This window comes from Streptomyces sp. NPDC006235 (assembly GCF_040613735.1).
Lineage (GTDB): Bacteria > Actinomycetota > Actinomycetes > Streptomycetales > Streptomycetaceae > Streptomyces.
The window spans coordinates 93,288-113,143 of the sequence record NZ_JBEXSR010000007.1 but is presented as its reverse complement, the minus strand read 5'-3'; the positions used below and the strand labels follow the sequence as shown (position 1 = coordinate 113,143).

The 19,856-nt window shown below is 64.8% G+C and carries 17 protein-coding genes; 10 read left to right on the top strand and 7 right to left on the bottom strand.

The features are described 5' to 3' along the window. Positions 1-2 precede the first annotated feature (2 nt). From ABZ192_RS11490 to ABZ192_RS11470, 5 genes are all read right to left on the bottom strand, one after another. Positions 3-818, bottom strand: a complete 816-nt coding sequence (locus ABZ192_RS11490) for an ABC transporter permease (RefSeq protein ID WP_356924282.1) — start codon at positions 816-818, stop codon at positions 3-5. Positions 819-821: 3 nt separating this feature from the next. Further along, a complete protein-coding gene (locus ABZ192_RS11485) occupies positions 822-1,592 on the bottom strand; it encodes an ABC transporter permease (protein WP_356924281.1) in 771 nt (256 codons plus the stop codon). After that, on the bottom strand, positions 1,589-2,521 hold the full coding sequence (locus ABZ192_RS11480) for an ABC transporter ATP-binding protein (protein WP_356924280.1): 933 nt from the start codon (positions 2,519-2,521) through the stop codon (positions 1,589-1,591). Before ABZ192_RS11480 ends, ABZ192_RS11485 begins: the two co-directional genes overlap by 4 nt. A gap of 185 nt (positions 2,522-2,706) precedes the next feature. Continuing rightward, the gene (locus ABZ192_RS11475) at positions 2,707-3,807 is read right to left on the bottom strand and encodes a sigma-70 family RNA polymerase sigma factor (RefSeq protein ID WP_356924279.1); all 1,101 of its coding nucleotides are present in this window, start codon (positions 3,805-3,807) and stop codon (positions 2,707-2,709) included. Between the two features lie 54 nt (positions 3,808-3,861). Then, positions 3,862-4,905, bottom strand: coding sequence for a lytic murein transglycosylase (locus ABZ192_RS11470; RefSeq protein WP_356924278.1), 1,044 nt, complete (start codon positions 4,903-4,905; stop codon positions 3,862-3,864). A 519-nt stretch (positions 4,906-5,424) separates the two neighbouring features. On the opposite strand from ABZ192_RS11470, the gene ABZ192_RS11465 reads away from it, so the two are divergent. Continuing rightward, positions 5,425-5,553, top strand: coding sequence for a DUF6408 family protein (locus ABZ192_RS11465; protein ID WP_257027711.1), 129 nt, complete (start codon positions 5,425-5,427; stop codon positions 5,551-5,553). Positions 5,554-5,627: 74 nt separating this feature from the next. On the opposite strand, the gene ABZ192_RS11460 is transcribed toward ABZ192_RS11465, so the two are convergent. After that, entirely contained in the window at positions 5,628-7,586 is a 1,959-nt protein-coding gene (locus tag ABZ192_RS11460; RefSeq protein ID WP_356924277.1) for a DUF2075 domain-containing protein, read from the bottom strand. A gap of 318 nt (positions 7,587-7,904) precedes the next feature. Continuing rightward, positions 7,905-9,791 carry a DUF2075 domain-containing protein gene (locus ABZ192_RS11455; protein WP_356924276.1) on the bottom strand — a complete coding sequence of 629 codons (1,887 nt, stop codon included), beginning with the start codon at positions 9,789-9,791 and terminating at the stop codon, positions 7,905-7,907. Between the two features lie 874 nt (positions 9,792-10,665). On the opposite strand from ABZ192_RS11455, the gene ABZ192_RS11450 reads away from it, so the two are divergent. The 9 genes from ABZ192_RS11450 (at position 10,666) to ABZ192_RS11410 (ending at position 19,266) form a co-directional block, all read left to right on the top strand. Beyond that, positions 10,666-11,190 (top strand): hypothetical protein, encoded by a 525-nt coding sequence (locus ABZ192_RS11450; RefSeq protein WP_356924275.1) that lies wholly within the window; start codon positions 10,666-10,668, stop codon positions 11,188-11,190. 667 nt (positions 11,191-11,857) lie between these two features. Continuing rightward, positions 11,858-12,004: a hypothetical protein gene (locus ABZ192_RS11445; RefSeq protein ID WP_344010295.1), complete on the top strand. Its 147-nt coding sequence runs from the start codon at positions 11,858-11,860 to the stop codon at positions 12,002-12,004. A gap of 96 nt (positions 12,005-12,100) precedes the next feature. Beyond that, complete coding sequence (locus tag ABZ192_RS11440; RefSeq protein ID WP_356924274.1) at positions 12,101-12,631, top strand: GNAT family N-acetyltransferase; 531 nt, start codon at positions 12,101-12,103, stop codon at positions 12,629-12,631. A gap of 83 nt (positions 12,632-12,714) precedes the next feature. Then, complete coding sequence (locus ABZ192_RS11435; RefSeq protein WP_356924273.1) at positions 12,715-14,022, top strand: hypothetical protein; 1,308 nt, start codon at positions 12,715-12,717, stop codon at positions 14,020-14,022. A 37-nt stretch (positions 14,023-14,059) separates the two neighbouring features. Then, complete coding sequence (locus ABZ192_RS11430; RefSeq protein ID WP_356924272.1) at positions 14,060-15,154, top strand: SagB family peptide dehydrogenase; 1,095 nt, start codon at positions 14,060-14,062, stop codon at positions 15,152-15,154. A gap of 5 nt (positions 15,155-15,159) precedes the next feature. Then, positions 15,160-16,236: a SagB/ThcOx family dehydrogenase gene (locus ABZ192_RS11425; RefSeq protein WP_356924271.1), complete on the top strand. Its 1,077-nt coding sequence runs from the start codon at positions 15,160-15,162 to the stop codon at positions 16,234-16,236. Between the two features lie 11 nt (positions 16,237-16,247). Then, positions 16,248-16,982 (top strand): SagB/ThcOx family dehydrogenase, encoded by a 735-nt coding sequence (locus tag ABZ192_RS11420; protein WP_356924270.1) that lies wholly within the window; start codon positions 16,248-16,250, stop codon positions 16,980-16,982. Then, positions 16,982-18,259, top strand: a complete 1,278-nt coding sequence (locus tag ABZ192_RS11415) for a YcaO-like family protein (protein ID WP_356924269.1) — start codon at positions 16,982-16,984, stop codon at positions 18,257-18,259. The genes ABZ192_RS11420 and ABZ192_RS11415 overlap by 1 nt, the downstream gene beginning before the upstream one ends. Before the next feature lie 29 nt (positions 18,260-18,288). After that, positions 18,289-19,266 carry a hypothetical protein gene (locus ABZ192_RS11410; protein WP_356924268.1) on the top strand — a complete coding sequence of 326 codons (978 nt, stop codon included), beginning with the start codon at positions 18,289-18,291 and terminating at the stop codon, positions 19,264-19,266. Positions 19,267-19,856 lie beyond the last annotated feature (590 nt).

Here is a 19,856-nt window from a genome sequence, read left to right as displayed (position 1 = left end):
GCTCACCCCGCGATCCGAACGGTCGTGCTGGCGCCCCAGATCGCCAGCGACAGGAAGAAGTCCAGGACGTTGATCGCCACGATCGAGGTCCGCACCGCGCGGCCCACCGCGACGCCGACGCCCGCCGGGCCGCCGCTCGCGTAATAGCCGTAGAAGCAGTGCACCAGGATGATCAGGACGGCGAAGACCAGCACCTTGCCGAAGGACCACAGCACGTCCACCGGGGGCAGGTACTGCTGGAAGTAGTGGTCGTAGGTGCCCGTGGACTGCCCGTAGTAGCCGGTGGTGATGGTGCGGGCGGCCAGGTACGAGGAGAGCAGGCCGATCACGTACAGCGGGACGACGGCCACGAACCCGGCGATCATCCGGGTCGTCACGAGGAAGGGCAGCGAGGGCACACCCATGACCTCCAGCGCGTCGGTCTCCTCGCTGATCCGCATCGCGCCGAGCTGGGCGGTGAACCCGGCGCCGACGGTCGCGGAGAGCGCGAGCCCGGCCACCAGCGGGGCGATCTCACGGGTGTTGAAGTACGCCGAGAGGAAGGCGACGAAGTTGGAGGTGCCGAGCTGGTTCAGAGCCGCGTATCCCTGAAGCCCGACCTCCGTGCCGGTGAAGAACGACAGGAAGGCGATCACGCCGACCGTGCCGCCCACGACGGCGAGCGCCCCCCGGCCGAAGCTCACCTCGGCGAGCAGCCGGAGGATCTCCTTCTTGTAGCGGCGCAGGGTGCGGCCGGTCCAGGCCAGCGAGCGGCCGTAGAAGGACAGTTGGGCGCCCAGCTCCTCTAGGGACTTCAGCGGGCGGTCGATGAGTTTCATCGGCTAACCCCTCTGGGGGACGACCTGGAAGTACACCGCGGTCATCACGAAGTTGGTCACGAACAGCAACATGAAGGTGATCACCACCGACTGGTTCACCGCGTCGCCCACACCCTTGGGTCCGCCCTTCGCGGTCAGGCCCTTGTAGGAGGCGACGATCCCGGCGATCGCGCCGAAGACGAGTGCCTTGACCTCGGCCGCCCACAGGTCGGAGAGCTGGGCGAGGGTGGTGAAGGAGGCCAGGTAGGCGCCCGGGGTGCCGTTCTGGAGAACGACGTTGAAGAAGTAGCCGCCCGCGACGCCGACCACCGACACCAGGCCGTTGAGCAACACCGCCACCAGCATCGACGCCAGCACGCGGGGGACGACCAGCCGGTGGATGGGGTCGATGCCCAGCACCTGCATCGCGTCGATCTCGTCGCGGATCTTCCGCGCCCCGAGGTCGGCGCAGATCGCCGTGCCGCCGGCGCCCGCGATCAGCAGCGCGGTAACGATCGGCGAGGCCTCGCGCAGCACGGCGAGCACGGAGGCGGCGCCCGAGAAGGACTGGGCGCCGAGCTGCCGTGTCAGGCTGCCGATCTGCAGCGCGATCACCGCTCCGAAGGGGATCGACACCAGGGCCGTCGGCAGGATGGTGACGCTCGCGACGAACCACGTCTGCTGGATGAACTCCCGCGCCTGGAAAGGCCGTCGCGGGATCGTCCGGACGACGTCCAGCGCCATCGCGAAGAGACTGCCCGAGTGCCGCAGCGCTCCGGTTGGAGACAGACTCATGCGCCGGCCACCTCCTTCTGGTGCAGCGCGGCCTCGCGCCGGGCGATGGCCTCCCAGCGAGGTGGCCGGGCGATACCCGGCCCCGGCAGCAGGCGGGGAGCCGGCGGCTCGTGAACGCCCCCGCTGTCGTCGATCTGCGCGAGCTCCTGCTCGACCTGCGCCGCGTCCTTCTCCTCCGCCATGCCGATCGGGCCCTGCATCCGGCCGTTCAGGAACTGCCGTACGACGGGCTCGTCGCTGGCCAGCAGCTTTTCCCGCGGCCCGAACATCACCAGCTCGCGGCGGAACAGCAGCCCGATGTTGTCCGGCACCTGGCGGGCCGAGGCGATGTCGTGCGTGACGATCAGGAAGGTCGCGTCGATCTGGGCGTTGAGGTCGACGATGAGCTGGTTGAGGTAGGCGACGCGGACCGGGTCGAGACCGGAGTCGGGCTCGTCGAAGAGGATGATCTCCGGATCGAGGACGAGGGCCCGGGCCAGCCCGGCCCGCTTCCGCATACCGCCGGAGATCTCACCGGGCAGCTTCCCCTCCGCCCCGATCAGCCCGACCATGTCCATCTTCTCCAGCACGATGCGCCGGATGTCGCTCTCGGACTTACGGGTGTGCTCGCGCAGCGGGAAGGCGATGTTGTCGTACAGGTTCATCGAGCCGAACAGCGCGCCGTCCTGGAACAGCACGCCGAAGAGCTTGCGCACCTCGTACAGGTCGCGCTCGCGGAGCCTGGTGATGTCCCGGCCCTGGATCGTGATGGACCCGCGCTCCGGCTTGAGCAGGCCGACGAGCGTCTTGAGGAACACCGACTTGCCCGTGCCGGAGGGGCCGAGCATGACGGAGACCTCCCCGGCGGGCAGCGTCAGTGAGACGTCCTGCCAGATGACCTGGTGACCGAAGGACTTGGTCAGCCCTTCCACACAGATCTCGACACCCATACGGTCCGCCCTTCAGCCCGTGGAGCAGCTCCAGCAGCTCTGACATCTGCTCTACGGGGAGGGGCGGGGGGTCCGTCGCTCGAGTGGCGGATTTTTTTCGAGCGGGTTTCCGGGGCGGTTCCGGGTGGGTTTCCGGGTCGGTCCCGGGTCGGTTTCCGGGTCGTTTCCGGGTGGGTTTCCAGGTGCTACGGGAGTGGGGGCACGGTGGGTTCGGGGAGGGATGCGGATGGCGTGGCGGGAACCTCCGGAATCTCCGGGACCGCTGTGTCGGTCGGCACGGCGGAGGGCTCCACCAGCAGGTCGGGAACGTCGGGCTCGGGGACGTCGGGCACCTGCGGGACGTCCGGCGCGGACAGCGAGGGCAGCGACGACACAGGGACGTCCGGAACATCCGGAACATCCTGAATGATGGGGGCATCCGGCAGCGACGGCACGGACAACGGGAGGAACGATTCGGCGGCGGGGGACTCAGCCGCTCCCTGCTCGGCTGCCGCAGCCGTGGGCTCATTCCCCCGAGGCGGACGGCCCCCGCCACCACTGTCCGGCCGCAACGTGTCCGCGTCCGGTGAGACCGCCACAGGCCGAGGCGTCGCACCGCCCCCGCCTCCCCCGCTCCCACCGCCATCGAGGGCGTACGGCAGCACGAACCCCGCCACCGCCAGGGACGCAGCCGTCGAGGCGACCGCCACGGCCTGTGCCCTGCCGACTCCGCGCGGCCGCCCCCAGCCGATCAGGAACAGCGCGAACCCGAGCGTGGCGGCCAGCGACTGCCGCAGCGTCCGCCGGGCCCGGGCCAGCAACGACTCGACGGTCCGGTAGCTCAGCCCCATCCGGACGGCGACCTGGCCGACGTCCAGGTCCTCCGACTTCAGCCGCAGCGCCTCGGCCTGCCGCGCGGGCAGCTCACCACTGCGCACCGCCAGCCACTTCGCCTCGGCCCGGTCGCACACGGCCTCCTCGACGGGCACCGGGCCGGGGGCGATGAGCGTCGGGCTGGTACGCACCTCGGCCTCGCGGTTCACCTGCCGGTAGCGGTCGACGCACAGCCGCATCGTCACCGTCGTCAGCCAGGCCGCGAGCCGCTCCTCGTCCAGGTCGGGCCGCTCGGCGGCGCGCAGCATCGCCTCGTGCACCGCGTCCTCGGCGTCCTCGGCGCTCATCGACCTGCGCCGGGCCACCTTGAGCAGGTGCTCACGGTGGCTCCACATACGCCGCCACCGCTCGTCGGCCGCGGTCACCACTGCAGGTGTCTCTGCGGGCATGTCCGCAGGCATGTCCGTCGCCATGAGGGCCCCTTCGCGCTCGCCCACCGGTCTCGTGCTGTCCGGCGGGGGGCGACATTACCGCCCAGTATCGGCGGTTGTGGAGGGGGAGACGGTCATCGAGTCCGCGCTGTTACTGGCGAGTGGGGCGCCGCTGGGCAGCAGGTCGTCGCCGGGAAGCTCCAAGTCCGGGTCGGGGGCGGGGAGTCGCGGCTCGGCCGGGTTCTCGGGTGCGGTGCCCGGGCGGGTACTGGCCGGGGCCGGGGAGGCAGGGGCCGACGGGGTGCGAGACGGCGGGGCGGCACTCGACCGGGCGGAGGGGGTCGGCGAGGCCTCCGTCACCTCAGCAGAGGACCGCGACGGCTCGGGACGCGCCGAGGAGGCCCCGGCAGAGCCGTCCGGCACCACCCGGTGCCCTTCCAGGAAGTACGCGTACCAGGCCCTGACCGTGCGCAGATAGGCCGCCGAGTGGTTGTAACCGAGGATCGCGCGATCCAACTGGGCGGGAACGGACAGGTCCCGGCCGCCGGCACACAGATACCGTCCGGCGGCGAGTGCCGCGTCGAAGACGTTGTTCGGATCCGCACGCCCGTCTCCGTTGCCGTCCGCGCCCCAGCGGGCCCAGGTCGACGGGATGAACTGCATCGGCCCGACCGCGCGGTCGTACGCAGTGTCCCCGTCGTGCGCGCCGCCGTCGGTGTCCCGGATCAGCGCGAAGGCCACGCCGTCCAGCCGCGGCCCGAGGATCAGCGCCAGGGTCGTACCGTCCGACGCCACCCTGCCACCGCGCGCCTGCCCCGACTCCACCTGCCCGATCGCCGCCAGCAGCTGCCAGCGCAGCCGGCAGCCGGGCGCCTCACGCGCGAGCCGGTCCTCGGCCCGCCGGTAGGCGGCGAACACACTCGCCGGCAGCGCGCCACCCACCTCCTGCGCCGCCGCCTCACCACGCGCACGCTTCCCGGTCCCCAACGGCGGAAGCTCGGTGCGGTACGGCGCGTCGCCGGACACGCTCGGTCCGTCCTCGGCGAGTGCCCGACCGGCCGCCGGTGCGGCTGCCCGCGCCGACACCGCCCCCGGCGCCTGTGACGCGGTGAGCGCCGCCATCGCCGCCACGGCTGCCACCGCATCTCTGACACGCCTGCCCCTGTGCCCTGCCACGTCCTGCTCCCCTCCCTATGATCTCTCTGTCGTCTCCTCTACGGGGGAGGGCGGTGGGTCCGTCGCGAGATTTGCGTGTGTTGCCCCTACAGCGGCTTCTGCAGGCAGGTGACGAGGTGCTGGGCCGCTCCGAAGAGGATCACCCAGCCGAGGAACTCCGTGGAGCTGTCGACGGCGCTCGGGCTCGGGACGAAGGCCGCCCCGACGAGCAGGACACCGGCGAGAGCCCAAGGGGCTGTGGAGTCTCATCCGCCTGCAAGGAAGACCGTCAGGACAGACTCGAGGCTTCAAGTCCAGCATGGTGCACCGTTGTTGGGCCCGTCAGGGATGCACCCCGTGCGATAGGCTTTTGCTGCTGCGCACCTTCCCGGAGGGTACGAGGCGGAGTCCAAGTTCCAGTCCACTGGCCGTGAGTGACGGATGAGGCGGGTGCCCGGTAGGGCGGTCCTACCATTCCGAACTCACACCATGGAGTGGGCCTTTATGGAACCGGTCGAGTACAAGCCTGCGCGTCGTCCTTGGATCCGCGAGATCCTGGTCGGCGCCGTCGCGAGCGTGATCTCCAACCTCGTGTGGGAGGCACTGTCGGCGGCAGCGCGCCACCTCATCTGAGGCAGGCATGTGGCGGGCCCGGCGAGCCCGCCACACTTCAGCTTGTCTGGCGTCAGCCCTACGACGAGGATCCTTCAGAAGAGCAGTTCCTGCCCGAGAGAGGTGTCGACGCCCTTCCTCTTCGGGCTGGGGAGATGTGGTACTCGTGCCTCGGCAGGGAGGTTTTCCCACGTGGGCCGCAGGCCGTGTATCTGCACGTCGCCTACGCAGCTCTTGAGGTACGCCTGTGTCTCCTCATCCGTGGAGTAGAGCACCGTCGCCCGGCTCGCCCTGGTCATGAGCACGTGGTAGGCGTGGCGAACACAACGTTCGAACTCCTCCTCCCTCTCTTCCTTACTCCCCGTCCCCTCCCGGAGCTTCATGTCGAACGAACCTGCGACTTTGACACGTTTGACCTTGCTCACCGGGTCCTTGTACCACTGCCCCTTGCGGTAGACCCAGTGGTCACCGCGCCTCACCATGTCCCCGCCGAGGATCACCCCGCACCAGTCCCATTCGAGGCCCTGAGCCGTGTAAACGCAGCCGATCTGGTTGATGCCAAACGGGTGCACCGACCATTTCGTGTGCGGGGGCACTGCTCCGTTCTCGCGGAACGAGTCGCCCTTGGCGTTCCACGGCCGGTGCCAGTCACCGATCCGTACGTCTGACTCCAAGCGTGCGGCCTTCCCCTCGCCCACCGGCTCGGTCCACGGCCAGCAGAAGCCGGCCACCATGCGAGCTGTCGCTCCTGCCTCCGCCTCGGCCCTGATGATGTACTCGAGTTCCTCTGGGCTGTCGGCAACCTCGACATGCATCAGACCGTCAGGGGTCCACTCGGTGGTTCCTCCCTCTATGTCGAGGACAGCCCGCACCCAACGAATGTAGGCGTCGCTGCCCCCGCAGCGCCATTCCTCCCTGAGCCCGTAGCGGAGTGGAGTGATCCCTCGCGCTCTTGCGGCTTCCTCGATCAGGCTCACCGTTCCGACTTCCTTGGGTCGCACGGACTGGCTCTCGTCGAGAAAGAACACCGTGAGGCGGGAGGCATCGAGCAGATCGTCCACCTGAGGCTGCTTGCCCGATCTATCCTCTCGCTGGTAGATGTCGATGGTTTGCTCTCTCATGCGATGCGCCTCGTCGCAGAGGAGGACGTCCAGGGGAGGGTCCGGAGGTGTCACGAAGCTGCTGAAGTAGGCGAACCTCTTCCTGAACTCCGTGTCGGTATAGCCCACCTGCTCTTGCAGCGCCCCGTTGAAGGCACGGCTGCCGCTGGCGTACTTCACCGTGCGTCCGGCTGCCTCGAAGTCGGCCCTGAGCTGTAGACCCACCGCGCTCTTCCCTGTACCGGCGCCACCCGTCACGATGAACACGGCCCGTTCATCATCCGACGGCGGGCCGGACTGGTCGGGATTCCCGAGAACCAAGGCCGCTCGTTGCATAACACTCGCCGCCACCCTCTTCTGCTGTCCCCGCAAGGTGAACACCGTGTCCTCCCCGCGAGATCTGATCATCGCGTCGAGAAGCGGCGTGTTGCGCAGATTCATGAACCGCAGGAGTTGCTCGGCCTCGGAAGCCGCGCCGTCCTCCGCGAAATGGCGACGCAGGTCGGCAAGGAGCAGGTCACGGCTGTCCTTGGTGTACACACGCTCATAGGCTCCAGACGGTGCCAACGTATCGAGCAGCGGCCGAACCGAGTCATCGGTGGCGTTGTGCAGGTACGCGAATCCGCCACATTCGACCGTGATGCCACGCAGCGGCCCCTGGTCTCCAGTGAACAATCGATAGGTGTTTCTGAGCTGCAACGCGGGGTGCTTCTTGGGGTTCTTGTATCCCGGCACACACACAAGCTCCGCGGTGGCGGCTTCCACCCGCGTCACCATTGACCATCGCTTCAGCTCGACGAGCTGGAAGGACGGCAGGCTCGTCTCGGGGTGTCGGCCGACGAGCACGACATCGATGAGGTGCGGCTCCCCCTTCTGCGGTTCGTCGACCGTCGCCGCGCACTCGACGACCATCTCGACGTTTCCCCGCTCCGCCTCAACCAAGTCCTGCGCCAACTCGACGAGACTCGGACACATCGCGCCCTCGGAAGTACCGGTACCTGGCGGCGAGATGCGGCACCATCCGGCGTCTCGAGTTCAGTGTGAGCAGGTCCTGCGCAGACAACCTCAGCAGGAGCATGGACACGAGGTGGTTCCCCCAGGGCACGAGTGACTCGTGCGGGTGGGGGCGTGTCCTCTCGTAGAGGAAGCCCGTCGGGCCGCAATTGGTACGGATGATCTTAGGGAGCGCGGCAGCTCAGGTGAGCTACCTCCCGACGACTCATGGCATGTCAGCGGCAAGTTGGCGAAAAGCTGCGGGTCCAGGCTGGTCGTTCACGCCGTGACAGCCACGCGCCGCCCTGCACCCACCAGGTCGCGAAGTTTTTCCTGTGTCTCCCGATCCGTGGAGTAGACGACCGTGCCGACCATTCCACGGGTCAGCAGTACCTTGTACGTGTTGCGGATCAGACGATCCACATCGGCATCCGGTGTCGAACGGTTGAATACCGGATCCTTGGACGCCGTACGGTCCGTCACCCATCGATCGCGTCGCCACACCAGGTCGGGACCGATGATGACCCCGGACCAGTCGTACTCGAAGCCCTGGGCGGTGTAGACGCAACCGATCTGCCCGAAGCCCGCCGGGTCCGTCGCCCACAGGGCGGACGGTGGTGCACCGGAGACAGAGCGGTCGCCCCGCAAGTTCCAGGGGCGCGCCCAGTCGCCGATCTTCACGTCGGCCGGAAGGGGCTGTCCCGGTTTGGGTTCCGGTGACCACGGCCAGCAGTAGCCGGCCGACATGCGAGCGCTGTAGCGCTGGCCGCGGCGGCCGTCCAGGAAGCTCTCCATCTCCTCCGGACTGTCGGCCAACAGCAGTTGCATGCGGTCATCTGGGTCCCACACCACCGGGCCGCCGGGCTCCAGGCCCAGGAGCCGCACCACCCAGCGCAGGTAAGCGTCGCTCCCGCCGCAGCGGAACTGGCTCTCGAGCCTTACGACCGGGCAGTTCAGCCCCCTGCGTGCCGCTGCGGCTCGGATGTCCTCCACTGTGCCCATCTCACCCGGGCGCACGACCTGGTGCTCGTCGAGGAGGAAGACGGGCACTTTCGCCACGTCTATCAGTTCGTCGATCTGCCGCTTGCCGGTCCGGCGCGCGGCCGGCGTGTACCGATTGGCCGATGTCTCACGGATGCGGTGGGCCTCATCACAGACCAGGACGTCGAGACTGTTCTTCTCCGTTGTCATGAAGCTGTTGAAGTACTTGAACAGGTCCTGCACTTCACGCTTCCTGGCACCCGCGACCTTACGCATCGTCTTGGTGAAGGACTGGGACCCGGTCGCGTGCAGAGCCGGAATGCCTCGCCGGTACAACTCGCCGAGCAGGGAGAGCGCGATGACGCTCTTGCCGGTGCCAGGACCACCGGTGATGACCACGACCTCTTTGTGGTCCGATTGCTGGGCCTTACGCACCGCGTTGAGGACCTTACGGTAGGCGACCTGTTGTTCGTCGAGGAGGATGAACTGCTCCCTCTCGCGAACTTCTTGGGCTGCGACCGCCATCAACTGCTTCGACGGGACCGTCTTGCCCGCGAGCAGCGCATCAGCGGATGCGGCGCCCGGATACTCAGGGCTGAGCCGGCCACGGAGGTAGTCGATGAACCCACCGCGGGTGTCGCCCGCGAACAACTGGCCCCACTGGTCGGACTCGATCTCGCGCAGTGCACCCACATCGAACTCGGTTGCGTTGTGCAGGAAGGCCACTCCCCCGACCCTCTCCAGGTGGCCGGCGACCGCGCCGTTGAAGTTGACGAGGTACTCGCAGTAACGGCGCACCTGCTCGATGGGGTTGAGGACCGGCTGAGGGTAGGACGGAACGTGGCAGAGGAGCGGGTCGTCCTCGTCCGGGACTACATCGCTCCACTGCTTGAGCTCCACCACGACATAGGAGGGGTCGCCCGTGCGTGGGTGAATTCCGGCGAGAACCGCGTCGGCTCGCTTGCTGTTCATCGGGAGCGCGTACTCGAGCATGACCTCCACGTCACCGAGGCCCGCGTCATTGAGTGCGGCGGCCAGTGCGGGGATACTCCGCTCCCAGGACCGGGCCTCCGAGGGGTAGGGCCGGTAACCGTGCATGTGGGTGAACTGCTCGGTGAGGTGGAGATAGAGCGAACTGTCGAGCGCCATGGCGGCGACCGTTTTAGCAGACGCGCGGAACAGCAAGGACTTCCCCCGGGCAGCACGAAAGACTCGTGCGGGTGGGGGCGTGTCCTTCGAGACTCCATCAGGGTGGAGCGGAAGCCCGTCGGGCCGCGTTGACGATGCGTTTCAGGGTACCTGGCGGCACTGGGGGTCGTACCGGTGGTCTTAGCGGCGTTACCACGTTACGGCGCCTGTTTTCTCTGCCAACGCCCGGACGCCCGCCGTCAAACCGTGCGCTTGTGCCGGCTCGCCGCTCCGGGGCCGGGCCGACCACATGCTGCATACGAACCGAGAGTCCATCGCGCATTGCAACCCACGGCGCGGCCCATCTTCGCCCCAGGCGTTTGTGTTCATCCAGAGAGCATGGTCTCTGGCCTGAGGAAATGTGGAGCGGCAGACGAGTCGGGCCGTACGCCGGGTTCTTCTGGGCGCAACTCTGTGACCTGCACCGATACACCGAAAGGGCGCTCGACCTGCACAAACCACTCTCAGGAGCTCTCATCGATGCGCGGCGATTCCCATCCTCATGTGCCCTGAGAGTGCCCCGATCATGATGAAGCTCCCGTGCCTCGCGGACAGCAGTAGGGCCAGTACTTATTGCGGTGCGTGGCCTGCCTGGGGCGATGCCACCAAAGGGCGGCTGAGCTGTGCAGATGAGTCACTGTTGGTTCCGGTCGATGCCGGTCGTCTCTCGCTGCCTAGTGTCCTGTCTGTGTCCAGCACTCCGCTGTATGGGGTGGGTCCACCGATGGCTGGTCGCTCACAGGACGGCCCTGCCCAGCAAGGGGACGGACAGGACACTTCGCGGACCGGTTCAAGCCAAGGCCAGGAGTAAGCCCCGCAACCCGCGCTACGCCCCAGCCCCACAGGCAGGAACACGGGGGAGGGGCCTGAGTTGATCGACTGGGCGGCGCTGCTCGGCGGCGCGCTGTTCGGCTTCCTGGGCGGCATGGTAGCCGCTTGGTGCATCGCCAGCGTCGAGGCAGCGAAGGCCTGGGCCGGTGATCTACGCCAGCGGTTCAAGGTGAAACAAGCCGACCGCGAGAAGGCACAGCAGCTCCGGCATGCCCGGCTCGACGACGAGCATCGTGCCGAATTGCAGCGTGGCGAGGACGAGCGCAAGCAGGCCGAGAAGGCCCGGGACAACGAACGTAAGCGTGTCCGAAGGGCTCACACCGAACTTAAGAAGGCCCTGCAAACGGCCAACGAGACTGTCAGAACCCACACATCCGTGCTGTTCATCAACTTGCTCAGTGCGGAGGGTGTTTCGCCAGAAGTCCTCTTGGAGGAGACCACCAAGCTCGACAGGCACCGAGTGCTGCTCAAGGAGTTGCAGGGCCACCTTGAGGCCCTTTCCGGACTTGGTGTTTCGATCAAGCACAGCATCACTGACGGGGAGATCCCCCCAAGCTCTATCTGAGCAATCTGGCTGAGACCCTCGCCTCGGAGACTCAGGAGTACGCCAAGTTGCTCTCGCAGCAACAAGGCAGCACCTGACGCTACTCAACGGCCTTGGCGGAAGCCTGCATCGCTTCCGCCATCCGCTCGGCCACGTCCGCGCGGACCATGCCCAGGTGGACATAGGGCTTGCCGCTGTGGGTCACCATCGGTCGCACGCTGCCAGACGCGATCGGGGAGGCCCAGACCGGCCAGCGCCTCCCGGATGGCCTCCGCTGCGTCTGTGGCGTCCTTGCGGCCGTCCCCCTGCTACTCCTCCGGCGGCGGGCTCATGGTCGCGAGTTCGATGCCGATCGGAGGTGTGGATGGCCGAGATTTCGTCCGAGCTGAAAGGACGGCGGCAGACCTGAGCGACCACATCTGCCGCCCCCTGTTAATGAATCGAGCCATGCGATGAGAATCAGCCAATATTACGCGCCGGAGACAAGCGAGATTTACAACCAGGCAATCCACTCGCGCCAATAGCAACAGGTCAAACCGGGCGCAATATTTACTCCACTTTCGATAGAATGTCCAGCTTTGCACCCTCCCTATAACAGGCGCGTCGAGCGAAAGTAAAGATCTTGCTCCATGGGGCGACGCAACATAACCTTCACGTGTCAGTTCAGTTACTACGTAAGGAGTTTGGAATGCCCTCTCCGATCGAAGAGACTGCCAAGACCGGCGTGAGCACGAACGACATCGACACGGAGAAGCTCGCTGCCCCGATCTTCGAGATCGAGGTTTCCGAGGTCGAGCCGGCGCAGACCATGCTGAAGCAGGGCTGCATCCGCTAAATAAGCGGCAGCGGCGGGTCAGTGCCGCAACTGCGGCACTGACCCGCCTTTCTTCATCCGTGCTCCAGTGCATCGCCAGCGAATGGAACCACAGACATGCCGTCTCTGACCCCAACAGTGAGGCCAGCGGAGGCCGGTGATGCGCGCAACGTTGCCCAAATCCAGGTGACAACCTGGCGTGAGGCTTATGCGCACATCCTGTCCGCGAATGAGCTAGAGGCACTGGACGTCGACAAGTCTGCGGATTTCTGGCGCGGACAAATTTCATCTTCACCTAGCACCGGGGCACAACTCCTCGTCGCCGAATTGAACGATGGGATCGTCGGCTTCTCATCCTTTGGGCCGGCGCGTGATGACGACTTGAAGGGCGGTTCCATCATGGAACTCTACGCCCTCTACGTGTACCCCACTCTCTGGGCCGCAGGGGTGGGTCAGGCCCTGATGTCGGCGACGCAGCGCCGTTGGGCCGAGCAGAGAATCAACGAGGCAACGCTCTGGGTCTTCGAGCAGAACGGGCGTGCGCGAAGGTTCTATGAGAAGTCCGGATGGCGCCTCGATCCCCGAGTGTGTCCTATCGGGGAGAACCCTGCCGAACTCGAGGTGCGCTACCGGCTTAACCAAGAGTAAACCGGAATATCACTTGACTGGAGCAGCTCTCAATATTTGCGCTGCACCGGGGCTGTTACTGGAGTCGACACAGGAGGCATACCTTGCTTATTGACCAGCAGGCGCCAGGTAACTCAGTTCATGTCGCTCTCGGCGGTCAGGTATCCCGAGAACTCGCCGAGCGCCCCGAATGGCTGCGTCTGTGCGCCGCTGTCCGAGAGAGTGCCCCGCACGCAAAGGTCTTGGAGGATTTTTCCCACGCCCGATCCGCTCTGCTTCACGTAGGGGTTTCTGAGGATCTACTTAATGGCATCGCAACAGGTTTGCGCCACGGCTCCTGGGACGATGCGGTGGAAGCTTTCGCCCGCTCACAAGGCCAGCAGGTAAACTTCTATCTTGGTCCGATGCGTGCTGCGGAGGCCGGCCCTTCGAAGACAGGGCTCTTCCTTCTGGAACGGCGCCCTAACTCCGCCGAGACGGTCTCCATGTTGGAGCAAGCAACCGAGCGGATCGGTAAGGCAATGTTCGGAGCCCCGTGCTCCTTCATGGGCCGACATGTGGAGTTCTACGACCTGACCGCGGCAGTCGGCCCCCTCGCAGACGCCAGTGCGAGTGCAATCGCACTCTTCACTCCGTTCTACTTCGACGGATGGACAGATTCTGCGCGTCAGCAAGAGAATCGTAGGTCCTTGCTTCTGCATAACGTCGTCCGTTCCCGGTTCGAGCGTCTTACCAGGCCTCTGGTTGACGGCCTGCACGTCGATTTCCGGCCCTCTGCTCTGTGTGACGCCTCGGACGAGGAACTCGAGGATGCCTTCACGCTCTGGCTCACACTCCACGAGATGATGCACGCTAGTGGCCCGATGCCGCTGTTCGCTGAGCCGGGCCACAAACTTGACCTCGGCATGGACTACGGGCCTATCGAAGAAATGCGCGTGGACATGAGTGCCTTCATCGCGCTGGGCATCCTGGAAGGCGAGCTGGGCGAGCGTGCCACGTTGGCGCAGGAACTCATAGTTGCCGAGCGCCTGCTGAGGTCTATACGGGTGGGCAACGCATTGGCCCCGGAGGCGAATGGCATCGGGAAGTCCCTCGATGGAGAGCACGGCTGCTTTTGGGGGGCAACGCTTCATGCAGCAGATGCTCTCCGAGTCGTTGACGGTGAAATTTACCTGGCGTGGAAGGAAGCACACGCCGCGATTCGGGAAGTTCTGACCGAAATCTATTCCGGGGAAGCGGCGGCCCGTGTCGCCAACGATGCGCCTGTTCTGCTCAAGAACAAGGCAGCTCAAATTCGCCAAAGGTTGTTCACGAAAAAGGGTGAGGACTACGCCCTACCAGCGGCATTGGATGACCACTACCAGAGGCTCCATGCGCCCGATCGCATGTCTCTCACCTTCCCGGATTGCTGAAGAGTTCGACAACTGCCTCAGATAAGGAAGCGGTAAGTTGCAAGTTCGATGTGCGCTTGATATCCAGATACGCAGCGTCGCGGGTGATGTCTATCTCAGAAGCCCCCGCGAGGCACGCTCGTTCGGCAGCGGAACGCTTCGTGACAGCAATCTGATGGCGTTTCTCAGCGAACTTGACCAGTGGACCCCCGTCGAAAAGGCAACGGAACGCATCGCCGCTTTGACAGGAACATCTGAAGCCATCGCCCGATCGGAAATCGATCGACTGATATCGGTCACCATTCTGGTCACTGACGAATCTGATGAGCAGAAAGTCCTCTTCGGTGGCAAGGAGTTGTGGGACAAGTACGGCTGGGCCGATGCATTCATGTATCACGCCTCCACAGACGCCATTCCACGCATTGACTACAGTCATCAGGACGGGCAACGCCAGGATGTTGCCTTGATGCGCGAGTACACCTCCATGGAGGTGCCACCCGCCGTCTACATGCCGGCAGTCTCACAAGAGGTGACCAAGCTCCCGGATCCCGGGAGGGAGCTCAAGGCTTCAGTTTCGACTGCGCTGGACGAGGCTTTGGAGTCCCGAACCGGTGCCGCACTGGATGTCGCGACGCTCTCCCGCATCTTGTGGTTCGGTTTTGGTCAGACGGGCACCAAGAAGTTGCCCGTAACTGGCGAACACATAACGAAGACTAGCCCTTCCGGGGGAAGCCGGCACCCTACCGAGGCTTATGTCTTGGCCCTCAATGTGGCCGACCTCGCGAGTGGCGTCTACCACTATGGTGTAAAGAATCATGAACTCGAGCTCATCCGAGAGAACCTGGATGAAGATTGGGTGGCAGTAAATATTGTCGGTGTGCCTCGGTGGCGTATCGCCGCGCCGGCGGCGGTCATCCTGCTGACAACAAGAGTTCATGCCAGCATGTACCGCTACCACGAGAGTAATTCCTATCGAGTTCTGCACTACGACGCAGGGCATGTGCTCGAAACCGCCTCTCTCGTTTCGCGAACTCTCGGGCTGACCACATTTCGCGCGTTCTCGATGAACGAAGAGGCAGTCACCGCGATGCTTGGAAACGACAGACTCATGAACCCGGCAATGTCGTTCATGGCTATAGGGTGGGAGGACTGATCAGTATGACCCTGTACCGGCTCAACGACTTCATGCGTGTACGTCTGGGAAGCCCGGTCATCTGTGACCTTCTCCTGGAGAACAAGTCCGTCAGCGTATCGGACACACGTTTTCTCTCACTCTTCGGGCGAATCCAAGGGAGCGTAACCGAGTCCGAACTGGTCAAGGTCTGCGCTGATGTGTTCGACTGCGACCCTGCGGCGGCCGAGAAGACCGTAGCTAAGCTCATCTCCATGAGAATACTGCAGGACGCAGAATATGAGCACCCGCTGATGCCAGAAGTGCGGCAGTGGAAGAAGTACGGGTGGCTGGACGCATTGGTTCTCCACTGCCGCTCCGAGGGGCAGAAATACAGCGACGTCATCGACTCAGCCGATTCACGCGATCCTGATGACCTCCTACGTGAGCGTATCGCAAGGCACGGCCTTCCGACGTTCTGGAAGCAGGTTCATACTGATCAGGTCGTCGTTCTTCCACAGCCGACCAAATACCCTGAAAGGGATTTGGGCGATGTTCTGCTATCGAGGCGCACCCACATCCCCTGGTCAGGACAGCAGATGGACGCCGGGCAGGTCAGTCGCATACTGCTGGACACCAACAAGCCGCTGGTGGCCATGCGCCGCCGTGCCGAGGACGAGTACCAAACGCGTCCCTCCGCTCTGCTTGAGAACGCTTACGCAGACCTCGAAACTTACTTCGTCGCCTTCGATGTTGTCGGAATACCCGCTGGTCTCTACCACTACGATCCAGCCGGGCACCGACTATCGCTGGTCCGGGCCGGGAATCTCCGCGAAGAAGTGCGCACCGCGTTTACCGGGCAGGAACGGGCCAGCAGCGGTTCCTGCGCGCTTCTCCTGTCTGCAGTGTGGGAACGGCACATGCTGCGCTACGAGGGCGACCCTCGGGCATATCGAACCTTGCTGACCTTGGTCGGTCAGTTTGCCCAGAGGTATCTTGTGGCGCTGACGGCATTCGGCTTCACGAGCTTTCCGACTCCGGCTCACCTGCCGACGCTCGCGGACAACCTCATCGGGACGAACCGGTTCGAGGAATCGAGCCTCTACCTCGTTTCGGCTGGATAGCAGCGCAGGCCATGGACGTCCCGACTGAGTACTACGTGCAGGCTGCTCTGAACTTCCATCAGCAGTCCACCTACGGCAGCTATCCAGAACCGACGCCGGCTGATCTGCAGCGCGACGGCGAGGCTTTCGAACAAGACGCGGGAACCCAGGTCACGCTCGCGTCACCTCAGCCCGGCGACGCCGAGCACCTGGACCGCATTCTGCGCGGGCGCCGCTCAAGGCGGGTCCGAGCATCGCGGCTCGAGCGGGACACGCTGACCGGTGCCCTGTGCAGCGCGATGGCACCGTCCGCTGACTCCGGCCTGCGCCCTTATCCCAGCGCCGGTGGGTGCTACGCGGTGTCTGCCTACTGCTACGCCAGTGATGTGGAAGGGCTGGATCCCGGCGCCTACCGTTTCGCCCCCGTCGAGGGAACGTTGGTCCCGCTAGAGGCCGTTCACGTGGATGGGTCCACTGTAGGAGAGATTCCGGAACTCCTCCGTACGACCGTCCTGCGGGCGGACACGGTGCAGGCGGTCCTTATCTTGGTTGCTGACATGCACGGAATCGGATCTCGCTACGGTGAGCGAGGCTACCGGTACGCACTACTCGAAGCCGGTCACGTGTCTCAGAACCTGGCGTTGGCCTTCGAGGCCCGTGCCATCTCACACTGCCCGCTTGGTGGCTTTTTCGATGATGTGGTTCGGCGTGTGTTTGCCTTGCCGGATCAGCTTCACCTTCCGCTCTACGCAATGGCTCTGGCCTAATGAGTATCTGCGGTCTTCCCTCCCTCCTGTCTCCCTCAGCCGAGTGCCCCTCGTGCAAAGGACTGTGGGCAGCAGAAGCAGGCTCCTTCGCTGTCACGATCCCTGCCCTATCGCCTGCTTCCGTGGTGCATCCCGACTGCCTTGAGCATCCCCGCGGGGACGAGCTTCGGGTTTCCCTCACGTCTCCTCCCGAAGGCGTAAGCGTCCATGCTCCTTACGGTCCGCTCATCGGGCAACAAGTGATCGAGGACCCGGACGCCGGATTGTGGTCCTCCGACGTCGTCCTCACTGTCCCGGGCGGGACCCGGGGCTATCCCGCCATGGTCGGCGGCGGTGTGGCTAGCACGGCAGACGATGCCCTAACTCTCGGCTGGATCGAAGCACTCGAACGACGCTGCTCGCTCAGGCGACCCCGTGGGCAACTCGTTTTTGCTGGGCGGCCTCCGGGTCCCACTTTGCCTCTAGAAGCAGCTGAGTCTCCGACGTGGTGGGCAGCAGCGCACACATTGGACGGCTCCGCCTTGTGGCTACCACTACAGGACACCGTCCTCGCATCCCAATGGCGGGGCGGGTCACCATGCACTACGGACTCGACAGGCATGTCAGCGCACACCTCGAAGGAGTCCGCCATCTTTCATGGACTTCGCGAGTGTGTGGAGCGGGCGGGACTCCATCAGTGGTGGACGCAACAGGGCAGCCGACGCTGCTCCGACCACAGTCTCGTGGCCACCGCGCTGCTGCACGCTTCAACCTTGGCCCTGCCTCAGAGCGATTGCGAGGCATGGCATGTACGGCTTGGGCGCTGGCAGGTCGCGGGATGCCTCATCTTCACCGAGACCAAAGAAGGCTTCAGGGCTGCCTTCGGTGCTGGCGCAGCACTCGGCGCTGACGCAGCCGTACGTGCTGCCTGGAGAGAAGCGTTCCAAATGCACACCGCTCCCCAGTTGACCGTGGCCCGAGACGGCCAGCTCGTCTTCGGGGCTGCCATCGGCCACACCTTGATAGACGACGACTTTCGGGCACGCTTCCTGCGGGATTTCCCCACATCCCCAGGCTGCCTCGAACTGGCAGAAGCTGGCACAGACCCCACGGAGCGGGACGAGGTCGACTCCCTGCTCAAGGCCATCGACCGACCAGTCGCGACGGTCGACACCGGCGACGAACTCACTGACGCACTCGGCCTGCACGTACTGCGAGTAATTTGTCCCGGAATGCCTAAATTTACCCCAGGCACGCGCGCACCCAGCGGGTTGACCCCTGCATTCCTGGGAGGCTGAGAATGACTGCACCAGCATCCGCTCTGACCGTGTCACCAACGGCATCCCTTCTGCGTTACGCGGATGGCTGGCTCCTCGACGACCCCTTCCTCGGCGGTGCACGGGAGCTGAGCATCAACAACGGGGTTCTTTGGGACTTTCTGTGCCGACTGATCGAGTTGGGATCTGTCACCCCTGAGACAGCCGCCGATGTGGCGGCCGCGATAGGCATTCCGGAAGCGGTAGTCGGTCGCTGTCTAGATTCGTTTCGACGGGCGGGAATCTTGGTGCCGGTCTCTTCCCGCGTGTCCGCGCCTTGTGGTGGGCCGGCACTGCAGGACTGGCGGCTGGCCAACCTCACCGTTCCTGCGGACTACCGGGATCCGAGCATCGTGAGCAGTGACCTCCAACAGATGGAGGAGTTCGCTGCCGCTGAGTCTCCGCCTGCTGCATACAGGCAGTGGCCTGCGACGCTCCGGCGCGTCCGCCTACCACATCCGGTTCATGATGCACCCGATCGCCCCCACTACGTCTTGGGAAGCGTCCTTTACTACAGCCACGCTGTCATCAAGCCGGCGTCGCTTGGACCACTGCCCCGCAGTCTGCGGGTTGCTCCCTCGCACGGTGCGGCCCACCCGTTCGATCTCACCGTCACTCTGTATTCCCAGCGCGAGTTGGGTCCTGTGCTCTTCGCGTACGATCCTGTGGATCACGCCCTCGTACGGCTGCCGGCCGATCCCGTTTCCCAGGTCCCGATTGATCACGCACGGATAGCCGTCCATCTTGCGGCCCGTCGTGTGCAGTGGCGATACCGAGCGAGCACTGCATACTCGACGATTTTCCTCGACCTGGGGCACCTTCTGGGCGTCATGGAGGCGGTAGCCGAGTCCCTCGAGCTCACCCTGGCCCAGGTTGACGTCCCCGACCAAGCCCCCATCGCCGTGGACGTGGAAGACCTCGGGCCTGTGCTGTCACTCCGCCAGTTCCGTACCGCCCAGGAAGAAGAGGAGTCGCGAACTGTCCGCTGAACCCGACGCATCCGACGTGGCCTCAGCGTTGGCGTCCCTGCAGCAATCCATCCACCGTGTCGAGCCAGATGGGGTTACAGAGCTTAACCAACTCGAGCAAGTCGCCGGTAACTGGCTGCGACCGTCCACGGCCGACGCAATCAGACGGGGCCTGGAAGCCGGAAATTGGATGCAGGCCGCAGACGACGCCTTTCGTATTTCCGCCACCGTCCGTGGCCCGTCCATCATCGCTGTGCCGACCGTGTTGCATGGCCGCACGGTCGTCGAACTCGTGTGGACAGATCGCTGGGAGTGGGGGACGACAGCCCTCAACGAGGCACTGAATAAGGTCCCGCATGCGACTCTTCGGCTTTTCGGCTACCGCACAAAGGCTCCACGACCTCAGGTTATTGCGCGCAGACTACTTAGCCCTTCTCCGTCACAACTGGTCAATCCCCTAGGTCAGATTCAGCTCTCTCTGCCATCGAAATCGAGCTTTCGTATCGGACCTCATCTAACCGTCATCGTCGACTCCGCTGAATCGACCGCGCCGGATGACGTCACCGAGGAGCGATCCGCTGCTGTCGTCTGGTCTGCACTCGCCTGCGGGG